The following is an 18,057-nucleotide window of genomic DNA, read 5'->3' on the forward strand; positions in this document are numbered from 1 at the left end:
CTGGGAGAGGCGGGAGAGACACACCGGGTTTCCCGGGCACGGGACACAACCGAACAGCGCCGTGAACAAGCGTCACCTTAGAAAAAATACCACACGCCACAGGGCGAATCCATCCCTTTTCGCAACTATTCAGTCTATCTCCGCAGGGTCGCTTTTTTGAAAAAAAAGCCCCGCCAAAACCGTTTCTCATGGCGAACATATCGAAACTATTTCGGCGGGGCCTGTCAATGAGGCCTTAAGACCTGTCTGTCAAATTTTTTAACCATTGGGTCCCAGGCAGGGTCGCCGGGGGCTTTTTTGACCGAAGCGGGTCCCCCTTGTCTACCCCAGAAGCCCGGCAAGACGCTCCCGGATCAGGACTTCAGCCTCGTCAACGATACGCTGGACAAGCTCGGCCACCGTGGGGATATCGTGGATCAATCCGGTCACCATCCCGGCTGTCCAGACCCCGGCGTCCAGGTCTCCGGTTTCATACACCGCGGCCCCGCGCTTGCCGCTCACCAGGGGAGCCAGCTCTTCGATGGTGACGTCTCCCCGTTTCTCAAGGGCCATCACCTCCTCGGCAATCCTGTTTCTGTAAATGCGGGCGGTGTTGCTGAACGAACGCAAAATCAGGGCGGTTTGGCGCTCATCGGCATCCACCAGGGCCTTCTTCACATTGTCGTGGATCGCGGCCTCCCGGGTGGCCAGGAAGCGGGTGCCCATGTTCACGGCATCCGCCCCCAGGGAAAGGGCCGCGGCCAGGCCACGCCCGTCCCCGAACCCGCCCGATGCGATGATGGGGATGGAGACGGCATCGGCGGCCAGGGGCAACAGCACCAGGGCCGGGATGTCGTCTTCCCCGGGGTGACCGGCACACTCGAACCCGTCCACGCTCACCGCCGCGCACCCGAGCTTTTCGGCTTTCAGGGCGTGGCGCACCGATGTGCACTTGTGGATCACCTTGATGCCGGCCTTTTTAAACAGGGGCATAAAAGGCTCAGGGCTGCGCCCGGCGGTCTCCACAATGGTGATGCCTTCTGCCACCATCACCTCCACATAGGCCTCGTAGGAAACGGGCTTCAGGGTGGGCAGCAGGGTGAGGTTCACACCGAAGGGTTTGGCGGTGAGGGACCTCACCGCGGCGATCTCGCCTGCCAGGCCCTCGGGGGTCGGATGGGTCAGGGCGGTGATGATCCCCAGCCCACCGGCCTCGGACACGGCGGCCGCCAGCCCCGCACGTCCCACCCACTGCATTCCGCCCTCGATGACGGGGTGCTCAATGCCCAACAGATCCGTTACCCGTGTCTTCATAAAGGCCTCCTGTTCATCCTTGGAATTAAATACGACGATGACATCAACCAGCCCCATTGCCCTGGGATGGTCAGCGTTGGAAATAAGGCGCCTCCGGCTTTCAAAAACAGGCCGGGCCCATCATCAATCCCTCGTTTCTTTTCAACTGTGTACATAGTAAGATCACATATTCCCATGTCAATCATACAGCAAAGGTGATCCCGGGCACAGACATGCCCACCGCCTTGTGATAAGGTTTCCCGGCACCGAAAAAGGCATGATCCTGCCTTCCCGGGCATACACCCCGTCGAGCCGCTCCGTGCAGGTTGCAGGACTCGCACAGGCGGTGGGAAACCGCCGGTGTCAAGGCAATTGGCCTCCCGGTCTCCTTGACACCACGGGGAGCGTCAACTAATCTATGGAATGCGACTGTTTAACACCACCTGCCGGGCCAGGCCCCGGCAGATAACGACGATGCGCCTCCCCCCCTGCCCAAAGAGAGGGCTCGGCACCAAGCAAGGCACTGCGCGACGTCACGGAGGACCCATGATCAAAAAAACAGTGATGACCACCCTTGTCCTTTTCCTGCTTCTGGTGCAGACGGCCGGTGCCGTGGGAACGGACACTGTGGAAGCCCTGCTGAAGGGGAAACTCGATTTTATCTTCTTTACCCTGAAGAGAAACGATATCCAGCTTGAAGAGAAAAAAGCCCTCATCGTGGAGAACGTCTCCCCCATCTTCGATTTTTCCCTCATGGGCAAACTCACCCTGGGCAAGAAAAACTGGTCCGGCCTCACCAAAGAGCAGCGAAAAACCTTTATCCACACCTTCACCGAGGTGATGAAGAGCTCCTACTCGGACAAGCTCTCCCTGTACACCGATGAAGAGATCGTCATCCTTCCCGTAAAAAATGCCAACAGCAAAAAAGTGGTCATCCCCACGGAGCTCATCTCCAAGGAGAACCGCTACGCCATGAACTACAAGTTCTACAAATCAAAAAAAGGATGGAAGATCTACGACATCGAGCTCCAGGGGGTCAGCATCGTCAAGACCTACCAGAGCCAGTTCAACCAGGTCCTCAACGAAGAAGGCTTTGACGAGCTCATTACCAAGCTCAACCACATCAAGGTCTGAGCCCCAGACACGCGCCGTCGGATGCCCGGTTCCTTCGGCGCGCCTTTGCCCGACGCTGCCTTCCCCCACAGACACCCTGAAAAGGCCCGATCCCCATGGAGCGATTCAACCACCTCATCGAACGTATATACCGCAACACCATCTTGAAGTACCCCATCCTCACCCTGGTGCTGCTTGCTGCCCTCACCCTCTTTTTCGCTTATGAGATGAAGGACTTCCGGCTCGACGCCTCGGCCGAGACCCTGGTCCTGGACAACGACGAAGACCTCAACTACTTTCGCCAGATCAGCGAGCGCTTCGGACAGCAGGACTACCTCATCATCGCTTACAAGCCCAAAGGGGATCTCTTCTCCGAGGGGGTTTACGAGGACCTTAACGCCCTCAAGGCCGAGCTCTCCGAGGTGAGCCTGGTGGAGTCGGTCCTCACCATCCTGGATGTGCCCCTGCTGGAGAGCCCGCCCCTGCCCGTCAAGGAGCTGGCCGCCAACATACGGACCCTGACCTCCCCGGAGACCGACCAGGCCATGGCCCGGGAGGAGATCCTCCAAAGCCCCGTCTACAGGGACCTTCTTGTCAGCCCCGACGGCACCATCACCTCGGTGATCATCAACCTCGCGTACGACCACACCTACATGGAACTTCTGGGCAAACGTGATGCCCTGAAAAACATCGCCCGGGAACGCGACCTCACCCGAGAGGAGAAGGCAGCCCTCAAACAGGCCGAAACCACCTTCTGGCAGTACAGGGAAGAGGCGCGGAGCCTCCGGCATGACGACATCGCCGCCATTCGCGCCATCATGGACACCCACCGGGACAAGGCCGACCTCTTCCTCGGCGGGGTCTCCATGATCGCCGACGACCTCATCACCTTCATCAAAAACGACATCCGCCTCTTCGGCGGGGGCATGGCCCTCTTTCTCGTGGTAACCCTGGGCCTCATCTTCGGCCAGGTCCGGTGGGTGATCCTGCCCATGCTCTGCTGCTTTGTCTCGGTGATCCACATGTCGGGCATCCTGGGCTTCATGGGGTGGGAGGTGACCGTCATCTCCTCGAACTTCATCTCCCTGCAGCTCATCATCACCATGGCCATCGCCATTCACCTCATCGTGCGCCACAGAGAGCTCCACAAAGCCAACCCCCAGTGGAGCCAGATGGACCTTACGGCCCGAGCCGCGGCCCTCATGGCCACCCCCTGCCTTTTTGCCACCCTCACCACCATCGCAGGGTTCGGCTCGCTTATCTCCAGCGACATCCTGCCCGTCATCACCTTCGGCTGGATGATGAGCGCAGGGATCGTGGTTTCCCTATGCGTTACCTTTATCCTGTTGCCCGCCCTGCTGGTGCTGCTTCCCAAGGGACGCCCCCCAAAGCGACTCACCCTGAGATTCCCGTTGCCCGAGATCCTCGGCGGCTTCACCGAAAGACACGGCCGGGGCATCCTCACGGCCTCATTCCTGGCCCTCCTCTTCTGCCTCACCGGCATGATGCGCCTGGAGGTGGAAAACAGCTTCATCGACTACTTCAAAAAATCCACGGAGATTTACCAGGGCATGAAGCTCATCGACGACCACCTGGGCGGCACCACCCCCCTGGACGTGGTCATCACCTTTGACGAACCCGATCAGGCCGCGGACGAGGCCACCGAATTGCCGGAAGACGACGAGGCCAATGGAGACTTTGCCGACTTTGAAGAGTTCGAAGAGATCGATACCGGCGACAAGTACTGGTTTACCCAGGATAAGGTGGCCCTGGTGGACAAGGTCCACACCTACCTCGATGCCCTGCCCGAGACCGGAAAGATCCTTTCCCTGGCCTCCCTCACCCGCATCGCGGAAAAATTAAACGACGGCAAGCCCCTGGACAACTTCGCCCTGGCCCTTCTCTACAGCGAAATTCCCGATCAGTACCGGGAACTCCTCTTGAAGCCCTACGTCTCGGTGGAGCACAACGAAGCCCACCTATCCATCCGCATCAAGGACTCGGCGCCGGACCTGCGCCGGGACGAGTTCCTGAAACAGGTCAACGCAGGGCTCATCAACGAGGTGGGGCTGGCCCCGGACAAGGTGAAGCTCAACGGCATGCTGGTGCTCTACAACAACATGCTCCAGAGCCTCTTCTCCTCCCAGATCCTTACCCTGGGCATCGTGCTGGCGGCCCTGGCCGGGATGTTCCTCCTTCTGTTCCGCTCTCCGGTCATCGCCCTCATCGCCCTGCTCCCCAATATCCTCTCCATCGGCGTGGTGTTGGGGCTCATGGGCTGGCTGGGCATCCCCCTGGACATGATGACCATCACCATTGCGGCCATCAGCGTGGGCATCGCCGTGGACGACACCATCCACTACATCCACCGGTTCAAGGCGGAGCTGGAAAAAGACGGGGACTACATGGCCACCATGCACCGCTGCCACGGCTCCATCGGCCACGCCATGTACTTTACCTCCATCACCATCATCTCGGGGTTCTCCATCCTGGTCCTTTCCAACTTCATTCCGAGCATCCTCTTCGGGCTGCTCACGGGCCTGGCCATGGCCATCGCCCTGATCTCAGCCCTGACCCTTTTGCCCAGGCTGATCCTCATCCTTCAGCCCTTCGGAAAGGAAGCATCCGCCCCTTGAGGAAAAGAGGCACACACCTTAATCTTCCGGCAACGGGGCCATGGCCCCGTTGTCTGAATTTCTCCCCCCGTCGTTCCAACATCCCAACACCACGGCAAAGGAGACCAAAAGCAACTTACTCAAAGCACCTGCGAGTAGAAAAGATCTCCCTTCAAACATTGACAACACGTCAAACCCTGCATAGATTTACTCGTTCAGTGATGCTTCCCCTTGCAAGGTTTTCCTTCTTCGGGCCCGACACGCTGAGTTCAATGACATAACACCGAACCCAAGGGCCACCATGACGCTTCGAATGACACCACGATTCCTCTCCCGCTTCACCCTCTTCCTGCTTACCCTGCTGGTGGTCTCGTTTTCCGTAAGCGATGCCGATGCCAGGCGATCCAGTCGCTCCAGCCGGTCAAGCCGCTCCAGCTATTCCAGCCACTCCTCCTCTTCTTCTTTCTCGAAGAGTTCCAAGAGCTGGTCCAAATCGTCCAGCCCCAGCAAAAAGGTATGGGGCCAACGGGACGGCGGCGGCATATATGGAAAGCAGAAAACCAAACAAACGACCCAGAAGTCGTCCGGCTACGCCAAACCGGGAAGCACCCAGCCGAAGCAGTCGGTGGCGACCCAGAAAAAAAGTTCGTCAAACGGCTACAGTAAGCCCGGGGCCACGCCCCCGAAAAAGAAGTTCACCAGCACCTCGTCCTTTGACAAAAAGACCGCCACGGCCCTGAAGAAAAAAAAGGCCGCAGCGTCTTATTCTGCCTACAAGAAGGAAACGGGCAAGTTCAAGCAGAAGAGCGAGACCGTCAAGGCCTCCTCCTATGCATCAAACCCCATCTACCGAAAGACAAAAACATACAGCGACTTTGACTATCGTACCCATTACCAGCGCCGAAACAGCTACTACCGCGGGCGGGGCTGGACGCCTCCGCGCTACGCCTACCGAAGCCGGTCCCACTTCGGCATGTGGGACGCCATGGTCTGGTGGATGGTCCTGGACAACCTGGGAAGCCGGAACAGCTACGCCATGGCCTACCACCACGCCGACGACCCCGGCTACCGCCAGTGGCGCCAGGAGGCCGATCGCATGGCCCAAGACGACGCTCAATTGCGGGCCAAGCTCAACGAACTCGACGCCAGGGTGGCCACCCTGGACGGCACGCCCAGGCAATCCGGCTACCTGCCCGAGGGCATGCCCCCGGAAGTGGCCCTCTCCGCCGAAGCCCTTGCCAGTAAGAGCGTGGACAGGCCCACCCTCACCCTGGCCACCGCATCACCAGGCGGCAACTACACGGCCTTCGGAACCATGCTGAAGGAGTCGGCCCCGTCCGTTGACGTGAACCTGCGGACCACCGCAGGCTCCATGGAAAACCTGCGCCTTCTGGTTGCCAAGGAAGTGGACGCCGCCATCGTCCAGTCCGATGCCTTTGAGGTGTTCCAGCGCAGCTTTCCCAAAATGCCCCTTGCCGCCTCCGAGCAGGTGGCCCTCTACCCGGAGGTGGTGCAGATGATCGCCAATCGGAAGTCGGGAATCCAGACCGTTCAGGACATCGAGCCCGACGGAGAGCATATCCTCTACATCGGCCCACGGGGCTCGGGCACGGCCATGACCTGGGAAGGCCTCTGCCTGCAGGACAAAGGGTACCGAAAGATCCGGACCCAGAACGCCAGCTACGACGAGGCCCTGCAGCAGGTCATCAACAACCCCAGGGCCGTCATGATGTTTGTCTCCGGCCTTAACTCGGACCTTCTGGCCAGGGCCGAAGCCGTGGCCAAAGAGACCAAAAAAATCCGCCTCGTCCAGGTGGACGACTGGGACTTCAACGACGCCCGGGACCGCAACTGGAACCGCATCTACGAGTTTGTCACCATCCCGTCCAAAACCTACCCGGGACTCCAGAAAGGATTTATCCTGGGCAGTGACGTCGAGAGCATCGCCGTTTCCGCCGTTCTCGTGGTCCGCACGGACTGGGCCCGGCAATACGGCCCCGAAGCCATGGACGCCCTCTCCTTTGCCATCATGGAGAGCAAGCCCGAAATCCAGAGGCGAACCAACGGGTTGGACCGCTAATTTACGTTTAAGGAGTTGTTTTGGGAGTATTTAACCTGTTCAAGGCCGTGGCCGGAAAAAAAATGGACACCGCAAAGGAGACGTTCACCAAGGGGAAAAAGGAGCCCGTGGACACCCAGTTGCCCCTCCAGATCCACCTGGGTAGCAGCCTGGCGCTGGACACCACTCCGTTTCTCATCCACGGCGAAGCCATCACCCAGCCCCGACCCGGGGCCGAGTCCGTGGTGGTTGGCTACGGGCGCATCGACCTGGACGGGTCTGTGGCCCATCGGTTCTACCTGGAGTCGACCGATGACCCCGAAGCCAAATCCATGCTCCAGGTGGTGGAAGGCGACGCCATCGAAGAGTGCCGCCTCTTTGCCTGCCTGGACGAGGTGTACCCCGAGTCCGAAGAGGAATGGGCTTTCTGGATCGGGGAAGAAGACGGCTACATCGGGCTCCCCGCCTTTGAAGACAAAAAGGGCAACCTCTACGACCGGGCCTGGGGAGACGGCGAGGGCCGCATGGATCCCAACGAATTCAGCGAAACCCTCTTCCTCGACCGCTTCGGAGACAAGACCGTCTCCCTTGACCACGCTGCCATGCTCTACGGCCGCTGGATCGACGAGGAAAGCGAGATGGCCGAGTACATCCTGGTCTCCAGGGAAGAGAACACCGACGGAAGCGCCCTCGTCCGGATCTCCACCGGCATCGATGTGATCCCCGAGTCCATCTCCGTCAAATACTAAACCGGTGGACAATCCCCTGGTTCACGAAAACTCAACCCCCTCGGGCCTCGGGGTGTGGCATTCGCTGACGGAGGCTGTTTTATAATTTGATTATCGCATCCCGCAACCATGACACATAAGGAGTAACATTCCATGGGTTTTTTCAGTTTTGTGACATCATTCGGCAAGAAAAAGAGCGAAAACGTCGGCCAGAGCATTGTCCAGATCCTGGCCTCCTGGGACCCCGAAACCGCCTCCAAGGCAGAGCTTGAGCAGATGGAAAAACGACTCAACAAGCTGGTCCAGGAAGTGGGAGAGGCCCGCCAGGTATACAAGAAAGAGCAGGCCGAAGCAGACGCCATCAAGGGCCTTTACGACCAGCGCCTCAAGGCAGCTGAGATCCTTCAGACACGCCTTGCAGAGGAACCGGGAAACGCCGACGCTGAAAAGGCCCTCACCGAGCTGGTACAGCTCCTCGAAGAGATGCAGCCTGAGATGGAAGTGGAAGAGCAGGAAGCCGTGGAAGCCAAGGCCTTCATGGAAGAACTCGAAGAGGTGGCGTCCCTTTCCGCCGAAAAGCTGAAAACAGCCAAAAAGAGCCTTGAAAAAGCGGTTCAGGACATGAAACGGGCCAAGGTCCGGGAAGAGCGGGCCAAAGATTCAGCGGAACGCGCCGCCAAACTCGCCGGGCTGCGCGAGGAGTCCGACCAGCTGGGCAGTGCCCTCTCCGCCATGCGCAAAAACGCCGATGAGGCCAACGCCAAAGCCGAGGCTGCCCGCATGAAGGCCAAGCTCCTGGCCCCCGGCAAGGCCGAAAAAGAGAACGACCTCATCGCCTCGGCCATGAAAGAGGCGGGCGGTTCCGCCCCGGCCACCAGCTCCATCGCCGACCGCCTGGCCGCGTTGAAAAAATAACACGCCAGGGCAGACGTGATGCCCCTTGCTTCGTTCCCAGGCCCTGCCTGGGAACGATTCACAAAGCCCCGCCTCCCTTCCCTCCATCCACGGAGCCCCACACAAAGCCCCTTTACTTCAGGCATCAATCAAAGATATTCTTTGGTGAATGTTTTCAGGCCACTGTTCACTCACCCGGTCTTTCTTCTTCACACCCGACAGCCCACCAGGGAGCTGCCCCATGGACAATCACCCCACGCCGCCTGAAAAGGCTGCACCCCAGGCTGACGCCACAGCACCCGTCAAAAAAAAGTCCCGTTTGAAACGATGGCTGGTTCGCCTCTCCGCCTTTCTCACCATTTCGGCCGTCGCCCACGGCATCGGGGCCTGGACCTCGGTCCACGCCATCATGGAGACCCGCACCGCCCAGGGGGCCGTTGCCTGGGCCGTCTCCCTCAACACCTTTCCCTACCTGGCCGTTCCCCTCTACTGGGTCTTCGGCCGCAGTGAGTTCCAGGGCTACACCACGGCCCGCCACCGGGTGGACGAAGAGCTGCTGGCCTTGGAGCCGGAGGTGGAAGCCGCAGGGGACAGCTTTCTCGTAACGCCCAAAGATCCCCGGGGGAGCCACCGGGTCCTCACCCGCATGACCGAGCTGCCCATGACCACAGGCAACGACGTGGAGCTGCTCATCGACGGGGACCAGACCTTTGAGAGCATCTTTGCGGGCATGGATGCGGCCAAAGAGTACATCCTTGTCCAGTTTTTCATCGTCAAAAACGACGGGCTGGGCCAACGCCTCAGGGACAAGATGATCGAAAGGGCCCGGGCAGGCATTGATGTCTATTTCCTCTACGACGAAATCGGCTGCCACGCCCTGCCCCGGAGCTACTTAAACGCTCTGCGCGAAGCAGGGGTCGAGGTTTCGGCCTTCGGCACCACCCAGGGCCGGGGCAACCGCTTCCAGCTCAACTTCCGCAACCACCGCAAAATCGTGGTCACCGACGGCACCACGGCCTGGGTCGGAGGCCACAACGTGGGAGACCAGTACCTGGGCCTCTCCCCCAAATTCGGTCACTGGCGGGACACCCACGTGCGCATCGTGGGCCCATCCGTCCTTGCCGTGCAGCTCGCCTTCCTCGAGGACTGGTACTGGGCCACCCGCAGCTTTGTGGAGCTTGACTGGCTGGCCGCCCTCACGCGGCAGGGGGACAAGGTGGTCCACATCATCCCCTCCTCCCCGGCGGATCCCCAGGAGACCACCGGTCTCATGTTCCTGGAAGCCATCACCACAGCCCGGGAACGGATCTGGATCGCCAGCCCCTACTTTGTCCCGGACGAGGGGATCATCGCCGCCCTGAAGCTCGCCGACTTAAGGGGCGTGGAGGTAAAGATCCTCATCCCCGACGACCCGGATCACAAGCTCGTCTACCTCACGGCCTTCACCTTCCTGCGGGACCTCGAGGGCACGGACATCAAGATCTTTCGGTACCAGAAAGGGTTCCTCCACCAGAAGGTGATGCTCGTGGACCGCGAAGCCGCAGTGGTGGGCACGGCCAACCTCGACAACCGCTCCTTCCGGCTCAACTTCGAGATCTCCGCCCTGGTGGTGGATGCCCCCTTTGCCGCCGAGGTGGAGGCCATGCTCAAAGAGGATTTTGCCCACTCCCGCCTCATGACCCCCAACGAGCTGGATAACAAACCCTTTTGGTTCCGGTTTGCCGCCCGTGCTGCCCGACTTACGGCGCCGGTGCAGTAACATCCCGCACAGGGGCTCAAGCGTCCCCGTCCCCCCATCGTTTCCTGGTCAGACCGAACCGTTTGAGCTGGGCGTAAAGGGTGGACCGCTTGACCCCCAGAATCTCCTCGGCCCGTGCGATGTTGCCCTCGGACAGGGTCATCACGTGCCGGAGGTACCGCCGCTGGAGCTCCTTGAGGGTGGGCAGGTCGTCGTAGAGGGTCGGGCCGCCTTCGCCCCGGGCCGGGTCTGCCTGGCCCCCGGAGGACTCGGCGGGCTGCAGCATGAACTCCAGTGTTTCGCCGTTTGAAAGGATGGCAGCCCGCTCCACCACCCCTTTGAGTTCCCGGATGTTGCCGGGCCAGGGGTAGCTCTCCAGCCCCTTGATCTGCCCCGGTGTCAGCTCGGGCAGGGCCTTGTTGTAGCGCTTGGCAAAATGATCGAGGAAAATCCTGGCCATGTAGGAGATGTCTTTTCCCCGCTGCCGAAGCGGGGGCAGGGTCAGGGGCACCACAAAGAGCCGGTAAAAAAGGTCCTCGCGAAAGCGCCCCTTTTTCACCTCCTGGGTCAAATCCCTGTTGGTGGCCGCCACCAGCCGGAACTTGGAGTGGATGGCCCGGGTCCCTCCGACGCGGGTGAACTTCCTGTCCTGCAACACCCGAAGGAGCTTGACCTGAAGAGACAAAGGGATCTCCCCCACCTCGTCGATGAACAGGGTCCCCCCGTTGGCCATCTCAAAAAAGCCCGTCTTCTGTTTCACCGCCCCGGTAAAGGCCCCCTTTTCATGGCCGAAGAGCTCACTTTCAAAGAGCGATTCCGCCATGCTGGCCGGGTGCACCGGAATAAAAGCCCCCTCCCTTCCGCTGGCCTCGTGGATATACCTGGCAAAAAGCTCTTTGCCGACCCCGGTCTCCCCTAAAATCAGAACCGTCGCATCGGTGACCGCGGCCTGGTTTGCCTGCTGCAGAATCGACTGCATCAACTCCCCGTAGTACACAGGCGCTGAAGAGCCCTGGTACTGGGGACGGATTCGCTTGGCCTCCCGCGCCTCATGGAAGCCCAGGGCCGAACGGACCTCGGCGGAGAGGACCAGCGCCAGCTCATCGTTGACGGCATCAAGGGTCTGCCTGAAGACGTCACGGGTGTGTTTGCTCTCGGCATAGAGAAGCAGGGGCCGGCCGTCCTCCACCTGCAAGGGAATGCAGACAGAAGCCACCGCCTCGGTCTCGATGCGGCGGATCTTGCCCAGCCTCAGCGCCTCGTCAAAGCGAGGGACCACCGGGTCCAGGGCCCCGTGTTCCACCTCGGCCCCGGTAAAGTTGCACCCCGTCACGTACCCCACCTCTCCCTTCTCACCAAGACGCAAAAGAACCACGCGCTCGGCAGCGAACTCCCGCTGAACCAGGCAGACAAGATCCTGAAAGTAATCGACCGTGTCCCCCCGGGACGGCATGTCTTTGAGCGCTCCCGCACACTGCCGCATCAGGTTGGCCGGCTTGGGCATCTCCAGAGGGGTATCTTTTTTGATCTCAAACACCCTCTCCGGGGAGAGCACCTCCCGGTCGTCTTCTCCGGCCCGGTTCAACGCCTCCAGCATCGCCTCGGTGGGGGCCTGGTACAAAAGGCACCCTGCTTCATGGAAGGTCTTTGCGCTCAACCGGAGGTGCCGCGCCACCGATGAGCGGGGAGCCCCCGCGTCAAAGGCGAACAACCCCCGGGCCCGAAGGGCGATGCCGGTCAGGACCTTGTTCTCCCCCTCCAGTGCCCGGTCCAGCTCATGCTCCAGGTCAACCCCCGGAAAAGCCGGATACCCCCTGCGACGGAACTCCACGCAAAGCTCCAGGGTGTTGGCAGGGCCGAATACCGGCTTTGGGATCCCGTATCGCCGAACCGTCTCAAAGCAGGAGCCCATGCACTCGTATGCCCTGGAAATCTCGCCGCGGCTGAAGCAATAACAGGCCTTGACCTGAAGCAACCCGGCGTATACCGCGGTGTGCTGTGCCGGCGTCACGATCTCCTCGACCCGCCGGAGGTGGGCTTCGATCTCCTGTTCCTTGCCCTTAACAGGCATGAGCACCGCGCAATACTGAAGCCGCCACCACACCTCGGCCACCTCCAGGCCCAGGAGCCTCGCCCTCTGGTAGCCTGAATCCGCGATGCCCAACGCCAGGGGAAAATTGCCCATGAGATGCGCTGCCCCGCAGGAGGCCAGGGGAAAGATCTCGCTGAGGAACCGGCAGTTCCATAAGGGGGGATGAAAGGCGGCCATGTTGTGATGGTGGAGGAGTTTCCGCATGTCCCCACGGAAAAAATAGAGGGGGCAGAGAAAAATGGACGAGCGCAGCCGGATATCCCTGTCCCCTAAGATATGAATGGTATCGATGCACTCGGCAAGGGAAGAGCCCGCCCCGGAAAAGGGCTCTCCCACCAGGCAGTGCAGCATGCCCTGGGCAAGGGTCAGGATGGATTTCAGTCGCAGGTCCCCGCGCTCAATCACAAGCTCCATGGCCACGCGGCACAAGGCCAGGGCCTGCCTCAACCCTTTGCTGAGGTAGATGCAGACGTCCTGAACGGCCAGGACAAGCTCGATATAGGCCAGCTGCTCCGCTTCCCCTTTGCTGCGGACCTCGTAGGCATGGAGCAGCCCCATCACGGTGTCGAGCCGCTCCAGGGTCCTCGGGGTCACCTCGATGCCGACCTGCGTGACGATCTCGTTGATCAGCCCCTCACACTCCCCCAACACATCCGTGGCAGCAACCATGCCCAGGTCCTCCATCGCCCCTCCTGATTGTCCAATAAATTGTAAACTGATTTATACTTTTTTAGACAACGTACAGTTTTATTGATTCACCCTACACAAAGGAACTTCTCCATGTAAACATCCTTTTTTCATTCCCGCCAACGTTCCCTCACAACAACCATTCGTGTTTTCAAAACAAACCTCTCCAGGCACGCCCCCAGCCACCATAAAAAACGCTGTTTTCCACAATTCGGCACACACTTTGCTCTTAACCCCGTCATCCCACAAAACAGGTTTCACTTGACTGAAAAAAGGGGCTGAGGAAGGAGGCCACCCCCTTTCGAAGGTAAATCTATTTTTTTGTATTTGTGAATTTTTCGAGACACCAGCTGTGTCCAGCAGCTCAGCGTATCAGGAGAGAAACGCAATGATGGAGAGTATGAAGTACCTGAAACACCTCGTGTGCGGCACCTTGTGCCTTGCCATGTGTGTCACTGCCCGGGGGACGGGCGCAACGGAGTTCAAGGTTCAGGCGGAACTGACAAACCAGGCGTTTTACCTCGGAAACACCGAGTTCAACCCCGATGCCAACATCGTGGACCCCTTCACCGTCCACAGCCGCCTCCGCACGGAGGTCGAGGCCAAGATCAACCCGTATGCCTCGGGCGTAGCCCAGGTTGAAATCGGCTACATCCCCTGGGGCAACGACTCCCTGGGCAGCGTGGGCCAGGGGGCAGGCGGCGCCCTGGGCACCGACGGCGTCAACGTGGAGACCCGGCGGCTCTATGCCAAGGCCCAGATTCCCGACACCCATTTTTTCTTTGATATCGGCCTTCAAGGCCAGCTCACCCTGCCCACGGCAGCCTTTCATTCCCCCATCTTCTTCGACGACGTGGCGGCCCTTGTGACACGCTACGACAGGGGCAAAGAGGGCGGAGTCCGCATGCTCTGGGCACGCCCCACCCGCGACCCCTTCAAGGGAGACAACGGCAACATCGAAATCGGGGCCATCGACGGCTGGTTCTCCCTGGGCAACCTCACCGCCATGCCCTACGCCATGTACTCGGACATCGGCAAGGACACCACCATTTACATGCGAAACTTCGGCAAGCGCAGCCACCCCGGCCAGGGAGTCTTCTTCACCCCCACCACCGACGCCGACGGGTACTGGTTCGGCCTCCCACTCTCCTACACCCCGACGGAAAACCTCTACCTCGGGGCGGACCTGATCTGCGGCACGGTGCAGTCGGAGACCCGCCATGAAGAGGCCGAAGGCTACCTGGCCACCCTCAAGGTCCAGCATACCATCCCCGGCAAGTTCGCCACCGTCCTCTCCGGATGGTACGGCAGCGGCAACGACGCCAATACAGACAACGGCATCGAGGTGCTGCCCGTGCTCAGCGGTCCCCAGTCCCGGGGCCTCAAGGCCACCACCCTGGCCACCGATGCGGATATGTACAACATCAGCCTTGTCACCAAAACCGGCCAGGGCACCGCCGGGGTGAACCTGGGGCTCAAGGGCATCCGCCTTTACAAGGGCATCCTTCTGGACATCGGCGCCAGCTACATCACGGGCACCTCGGAGAGGGGCCACGGCATGCCTCTTTATTTCGGATGGGATTTTGCAGGCCAGAACATCGGCTTTGACAAGGGGGACTACGCCCTGGAGTACACCCTGGACACGGACTGGTGGATCACCAACAGAGTCCGGGCAGGCATCAGCTTAGGCGCCGTGGACATGCGCCTGGAAGGGGAAAAGCAGAGCAACATCGCCACCAAGGCGACCTTTGCCCTGTCTTACTACATCCTGTAAGGCGCCGGCAAAAAGCATTCCGACAACCCAACACAAGGACTCTTTATGACACAAGATACAAAACCCAAACTATTCTACGGATGGTGGGTGGTGGCCGCCTGCTCCCTCATCGTTCTTCTGACGGCCATGAGCCGCTATTCCCTCACCATTTTCATGCCCACCCTGGAGGCCGAGCTGGGATGGAACCGAGCCACCCTCGGTTTCGGCATGACCGTTCACCTTTGGGTCTATGCCTGCGCCTCGCTGCTGGTGGGGGTCCTGGTCGACAAGTTCGGCTCCAGGCTCCCCATGCTGATGGGCGGGGCCCTCATCTCCGTCGGGATCTTCCTCCTCTCCGGGGTGGGCACTACCTTTGAGTTCCAGCTCTTCTACGGGGTGATCCTGGGGCTCGGGGTCTCCTTTGCCTACTTTGTGCCCGGCGTGGCAGCGGCCCGGGTGTGGTTCCAGGAAAAGGGGGCCCTGGCCATTGCCATCACAAGCCTGGGCTCGGCCTGCGGCCTGGCCATCGTGAGCTTTCTCATCCCCGCCATGATCGAGACCTGGGGCTGGAGAACGGCCTGGCTTTACCTGGGCCTCACGGCCGGGGCCCTGATCATGATCCTCTCCCTTGTGGTCAAACGCTCCCCGGCGGTGATGGGCCTCTACCCGGACGGGGTCTCGGCCGAACAACACGCCGAGCGCATGGCCGCCACCGAAGGCACCGCCGCCTCCGCCCGGGAGTGGACCGTCAAGGAAGCTCTGAAGACCCCCTCGTTCTGGTGCGTTGCCTTGGCCTACACAGCCTTCAACTTCCCCGGGATGGGCCTTGTGGCCCACGTGGCAAGCTGGGGGTTCGATATCGCCAGGCAAAGCGGGGTTGCCCCCGCATCGGCCAAGACCGCCATCACGGCTGCCATGTTCGCTCTTTCCATCCTCGCCGTCGTGGGCATGCTCTTAGGGGGCGCCCTGAGCGACCGGTTCGGCAAAAAGCCCGTCAGCATCGTGGCCCTGGTGACAGGCCTGCTGCTCTGCCTGACCTTCACGCAGGTCTCCTCCCTTTTCGGGTTCGTGGCCGCCATGCTCCTTTTCGGGCTGATCCCCTCCTTTTTTTACCCCATCTGGACGGCCCTTTTGGGGGACATGTTCGGAACCAAGCCCCTGGCCACTCTGATCAGCGTCGGCATCTTCGTCGGGGCCATCATCGGGGGGACAGGCTCCTATGTCTACGGATGGGCCTTTACCTCTTTCGGCAGCTACAACCTGGCCTTTCTTGTATCCGCGGGCTGCTTTGCCGTGTCGGCAGCCCTCATCCTGCTCGCCCGACACAACCCGGCGCCCGTCACCTCGGCCCCGGGCACCCTGGCAGACGCAAAAGGCAACTGAGCCGCGCCCTTTTCACGGAAAGGCACGTGACTGAACGATCAACACCCTGCGGGGTTTTTCCAAGGAGACACTTATGCTTGACATCAAACTGACAAACGGAACCATCATCGACGGCACGGGATCCCCTGCCTACCAAGGGGATATCGGCATCACCGGCGACAAAATCACCTGTATCGGCCACCTGGACGACACCGAGGCCAAAACAACCGTGGATGTAAGCGGCCGAATCGTCAGCCCGGGCTTCATCGACATCCACACCCACTCCGACACCGTCCTCCTTGCCGACGGCAGCGCCCAGAGCCAGGTACGTCAGGGGGTCACCTTCGAGGTGTGCGGCCAGTGCGGCGCCAGCGTCGCCCCGTACGAAAACGTCGAGAACATGAAGAAATACTGCCCGCTGCCCCTGCTGTCCCCCGTGGACTGGGACAGCTTCGGTACCTACCTGGACACCATGGAAAGGCAAGCCCTGGGCCTTAACGTGGCCTCCATGGTGGGACACGGCGCCCTGCGCATCAACTGCATGAAATACCCCCAGGGGCAGGCCGGAAACGATGAGATCACCGCCATGGAGGAGATGCTCGAAAAGTGCCTGGAGCAGGGCGCCGTGGGCCTCTCCTTCGGCCTGGAGTACGAACCCGGGTTTTCATCCGCCGTGGAGGAGCTGGAGCGGCTCTGCGCGGTGGTGGCCAGGCATAACGGCGTCGCCGCCATGCACTCCCGGGACCGTGCCCGGTACTACGATACCGGCATCGATGAGGCCATTGCCCTGGCGCGCAACACCGGGGTGACCATGCAGGTCTCCCACATCAACCCCAAGTACGGGCGCCCGGACAACGGCATGCAGCGCATCCTGGATGCCGTGCTCAACGCCCGGAAAGAGGGCATCAACGTCTACATGGACGTGATGGGCGTGAACCTCAACCACACCAACATCGCAGCCATCCTGCCCACCTGGGCCACCGAAGGCTCGCCCCAGGACGCCATCGAGCGATTGCAGGACCCTGCCCTGCGCCAGAAGATAAAGGGGGAACTCAAGCCGGTCTGGCAGATTGTAAGGGAAGAGAAATGGGACAAGGTGTGGCTGCTGAACGCCGCGAACTCACCGGAGCTTGTGGGCCTGTCCTTTGAGGAGATCTCGGAAAAACTGGACCGCCCGGCCCTGGACTGCGCCTTTGACATCATGATCAAGGAAGGTGAACGACTCAGAAGCGCCCTGTGGACCTCCCGGAGTTTCTCTTACGACGACGTGACCGTGGCCCTTCAGGACCCGGAGTGCCCCTGCATTTCCGACGGGTTTGCCATGGCCTCCGAGGGCCTTCTCTCCCAGCTCCCCTGCTCGCTACACACCTTTGACTGGGTTCCCCTCTTCCTCGACGAATTTGTGACAAAACGGCAGATCCTGCCCCTGGAAGAGGCCATCCGCCGCCTGACCTCGGTGCCTGCACGCCGTGTGAACGTGTCGGACCGAGGCCTGATCAAGCCCGGCCACCATGCGGACATCGCGGTATTTGATGCTGCGCGGTTCAAGCCCTGCGCCACCTTTGACGAGCCCCGAAAATACCCCAAAGGCATCGATCACGTGCTCTGCAACGGCAGCTTCGTCATCAAGGATGGAGAGCGCCTGGACAACAACCCGGGACGTGTCATCAGAGGATAGAAACCACGTCCCACCGCGCGCCTTGTAAAGCGCCCCCCGCCTGCCGGATTCGATACAGATAACGAC

At 60.6% G+C, this 18,057-nt stretch carries 11 protein-coding genes; 9 read left to right on the forward strand and 2 right to left on the reverse strand.

Annotation, left to right across the window (positions count from 1 at the left end):
• Window positions 1-321 precede the first annotated feature (321 nt).
• Entirely contained in the window at window positions 322-1,293 is a 972-nt protein-coding gene (locus ACOYW0_RS08710; protein WP_482418131.1) for an NAD(P)H-dependent flavin oxidoreductase, read from the reverse strand.
• A gap of 525 nt (window positions 1,294-1,818) precedes the next feature.
• On the opposite strand from ACOYW0_RS08710, the gene ACOYW0_RS08715 reads away from it, so the two are divergent.
• From ACOYW0_RS08715 to cls, 6 genes are all read left to right on the forward strand, one after another.
• Window positions 1,819-2,406, forward strand: a complete 588-nt coding sequence (locus ACOYW0_RS08715) for an MlaC/ttg2D family ABC transporter substrate-binding protein (RefSeq protein ID WP_482418132.1) — start codon at window positions 1,819-1,821, stop codon at window positions 2,404-2,406.
• A gap of 95 nt (window positions 2,407-2,501) precedes the next feature.
• Window positions 2,502-5,021, forward strand: coding sequence for an efflux RND transporter permease subunit (locus ACOYW0_RS08720; RefSeq protein WP_482418133.1), 2,520 nt, complete (start codon window positions 2,502-2,504; stop codon window positions 5,019-5,021).
• Between the two features lie 292 nt (window positions 5,022-5,313).
• Window positions 5,314-7,080, forward strand: coding sequence for a TAXI family TRAP transporter solute-binding subunit (locus tag ACOYW0_RS08725; RefSeq protein WP_482418134.1), 1,767 nt, complete (start codon window positions 5,314-5,316; stop codon window positions 7,078-7,080).
• A 20-nt stretch (window positions 7,081-7,100) separates the two neighbouring features.
• Entirely contained in the window at window positions 7,101-7,808 is a 708-nt protein-coding gene (locus ACOYW0_RS08730) for a DUF2491 family protein (RefSeq protein ID WP_482418135.1), read from the forward strand.
• 132 nt (window positions 7,809-7,940) lie between these two features.
• Entirely contained in the window at window positions 7,941-8,702 is a 762-nt protein-coding gene (locus ACOYW0_RS08735) for a hypothetical protein (RefSeq protein ID WP_482418136.1), read from the forward strand.
• A gap of 220 nt (window positions 8,703-8,922) precedes the next feature.
• Window positions 8,923-10,440 (forward strand): cardiolipin synthase, encoded by a 1,518-nt coding sequence (cls, locus tag ACOYW0_RS08740; protein WP_482418137.1) that lies wholly within the window; start codon window positions 8,923-8,925, stop codon window positions 10,438-10,440.
• Between the two features lie 16 nt (window positions 10,441-10,456).
• Here cls and ACOYW0_RS08745 read toward each other — a convergent pair whose 3' ends face one another.
• The gene (locus tag ACOYW0_RS08745) at window positions 10,457-13,195 is read right to left on the reverse strand and encodes a sigma-54 interaction domain-containing protein (RefSeq protein WP_482418138.1); all 2,739 of its coding nucleotides are present in this window, start codon (window positions 13,193-13,195) and stop codon (window positions 10,457-10,459) included.
• Window positions 13,196-13,586: 391 nt separating this feature from the next.
• Between ACOYW0_RS08745 and ACOYW0_RS08750 the strand changes: the two genes are divergently transcribed.
• From ACOYW0_RS08750 to ACOYW0_RS08760, 3 genes are all read left to right on the forward strand, one after another.
• Window positions 13,587-14,972, forward strand: a complete 1,386-nt coding sequence (locus ACOYW0_RS08750; RefSeq protein WP_482418139.1) for an alginate export family protein — start codon at window positions 13,587-13,589, stop codon at window positions 14,970-14,972.
• A gap of 45 nt (window positions 14,973-15,017) precedes the next feature.
• A complete protein-coding gene (locus tag ACOYW0_RS08755; RefSeq protein ID WP_482418140.1) occupies window positions 15,018-16,334 on the forward strand; it encodes an MFS transporter in 1,317 nt (438 codons plus the stop codon).
• Window positions 16,335-16,407: 73 nt separating this feature from the next.
• Entirely contained in the window at window positions 16,408-17,991 is a 1,584-nt protein-coding gene (locus tag ACOYW0_RS08760; protein ID WP_482418141.1) for an N-acyl-D-amino-acid deacylase family protein, read from the forward strand.
• Window positions 17,992-18,057 lie beyond the last annotated feature (66 nt).

Source organism: Desulfoluna sp. HI9BLuna, from assembly GCF_056829775.1.

Coding starts and splice junctions, on each gene's coding strand:
- ACOYW0_RS08710 (WP_482418131.1), bottom strand. CDS start 1,293: ATGAAGACACGGGTAACGGATCTGTTGGGCATTGAGCACCCCGTCATC.
- ACOYW0_RS08715 (WP_482418132.1), top strand. CDS start 1,819: ATGATCAAAAAAACAGTGATGACCACCCTTGTCCTTTTCCTGCTTCTG.
- ACOYW0_RS08720 (WP_482418133.1), top strand. CDS start 2,502: ATGGAGCGATTCAACCACCTCATCGAACGTATATACCGCAACACCATC.
- ACOYW0_RS08725 (WP_482418134.1), top strand. CDS start 5,314: ATGACACCACGATTCCTCTCCCGCTTCACCCTCTTCCTGCTTACCCTG.
- ACOYW0_RS08735 (WP_482418136.1), top strand. CDS start 7,941: ATGGGTTTTTTCAGTTTTGTGACATCATTCGGCAAGAAAAAGAGCGAA.
- cls (WP_482418137.1), top strand. CDS start 8,923: ATGGACAATCACCCCACGCCGCCTGAAAAGGCTGCACCCCAGGCTGAC.
- ACOYW0_RS08745 (WP_482418138.1), bottom strand. CDS start 13,195: ATGGAGGACCTGGGCATGGTTGCTGCCACGGATGTGTTGGGGGAGTGT.
- ACOYW0_RS08750 (WP_482418139.1), top strand. CDS start 13,587: ATGATGGAGAGTATGAAGTACCTGAAACACCTCGTGTGCGGCACCTTG.
- ACOYW0_RS08755 (WP_482418140.1), top strand. CDS start 15,018: ATGACACAAGATACAAAACCCAAACTATTCTACGGATGGTGGGTGGTG.
- ACOYW0_RS08760 (WP_482418141.1), top strand. CDS start 16,408: ATGCTTGACATCAAACTGACAAACGGAACCATCATCGACGGCACGGGA.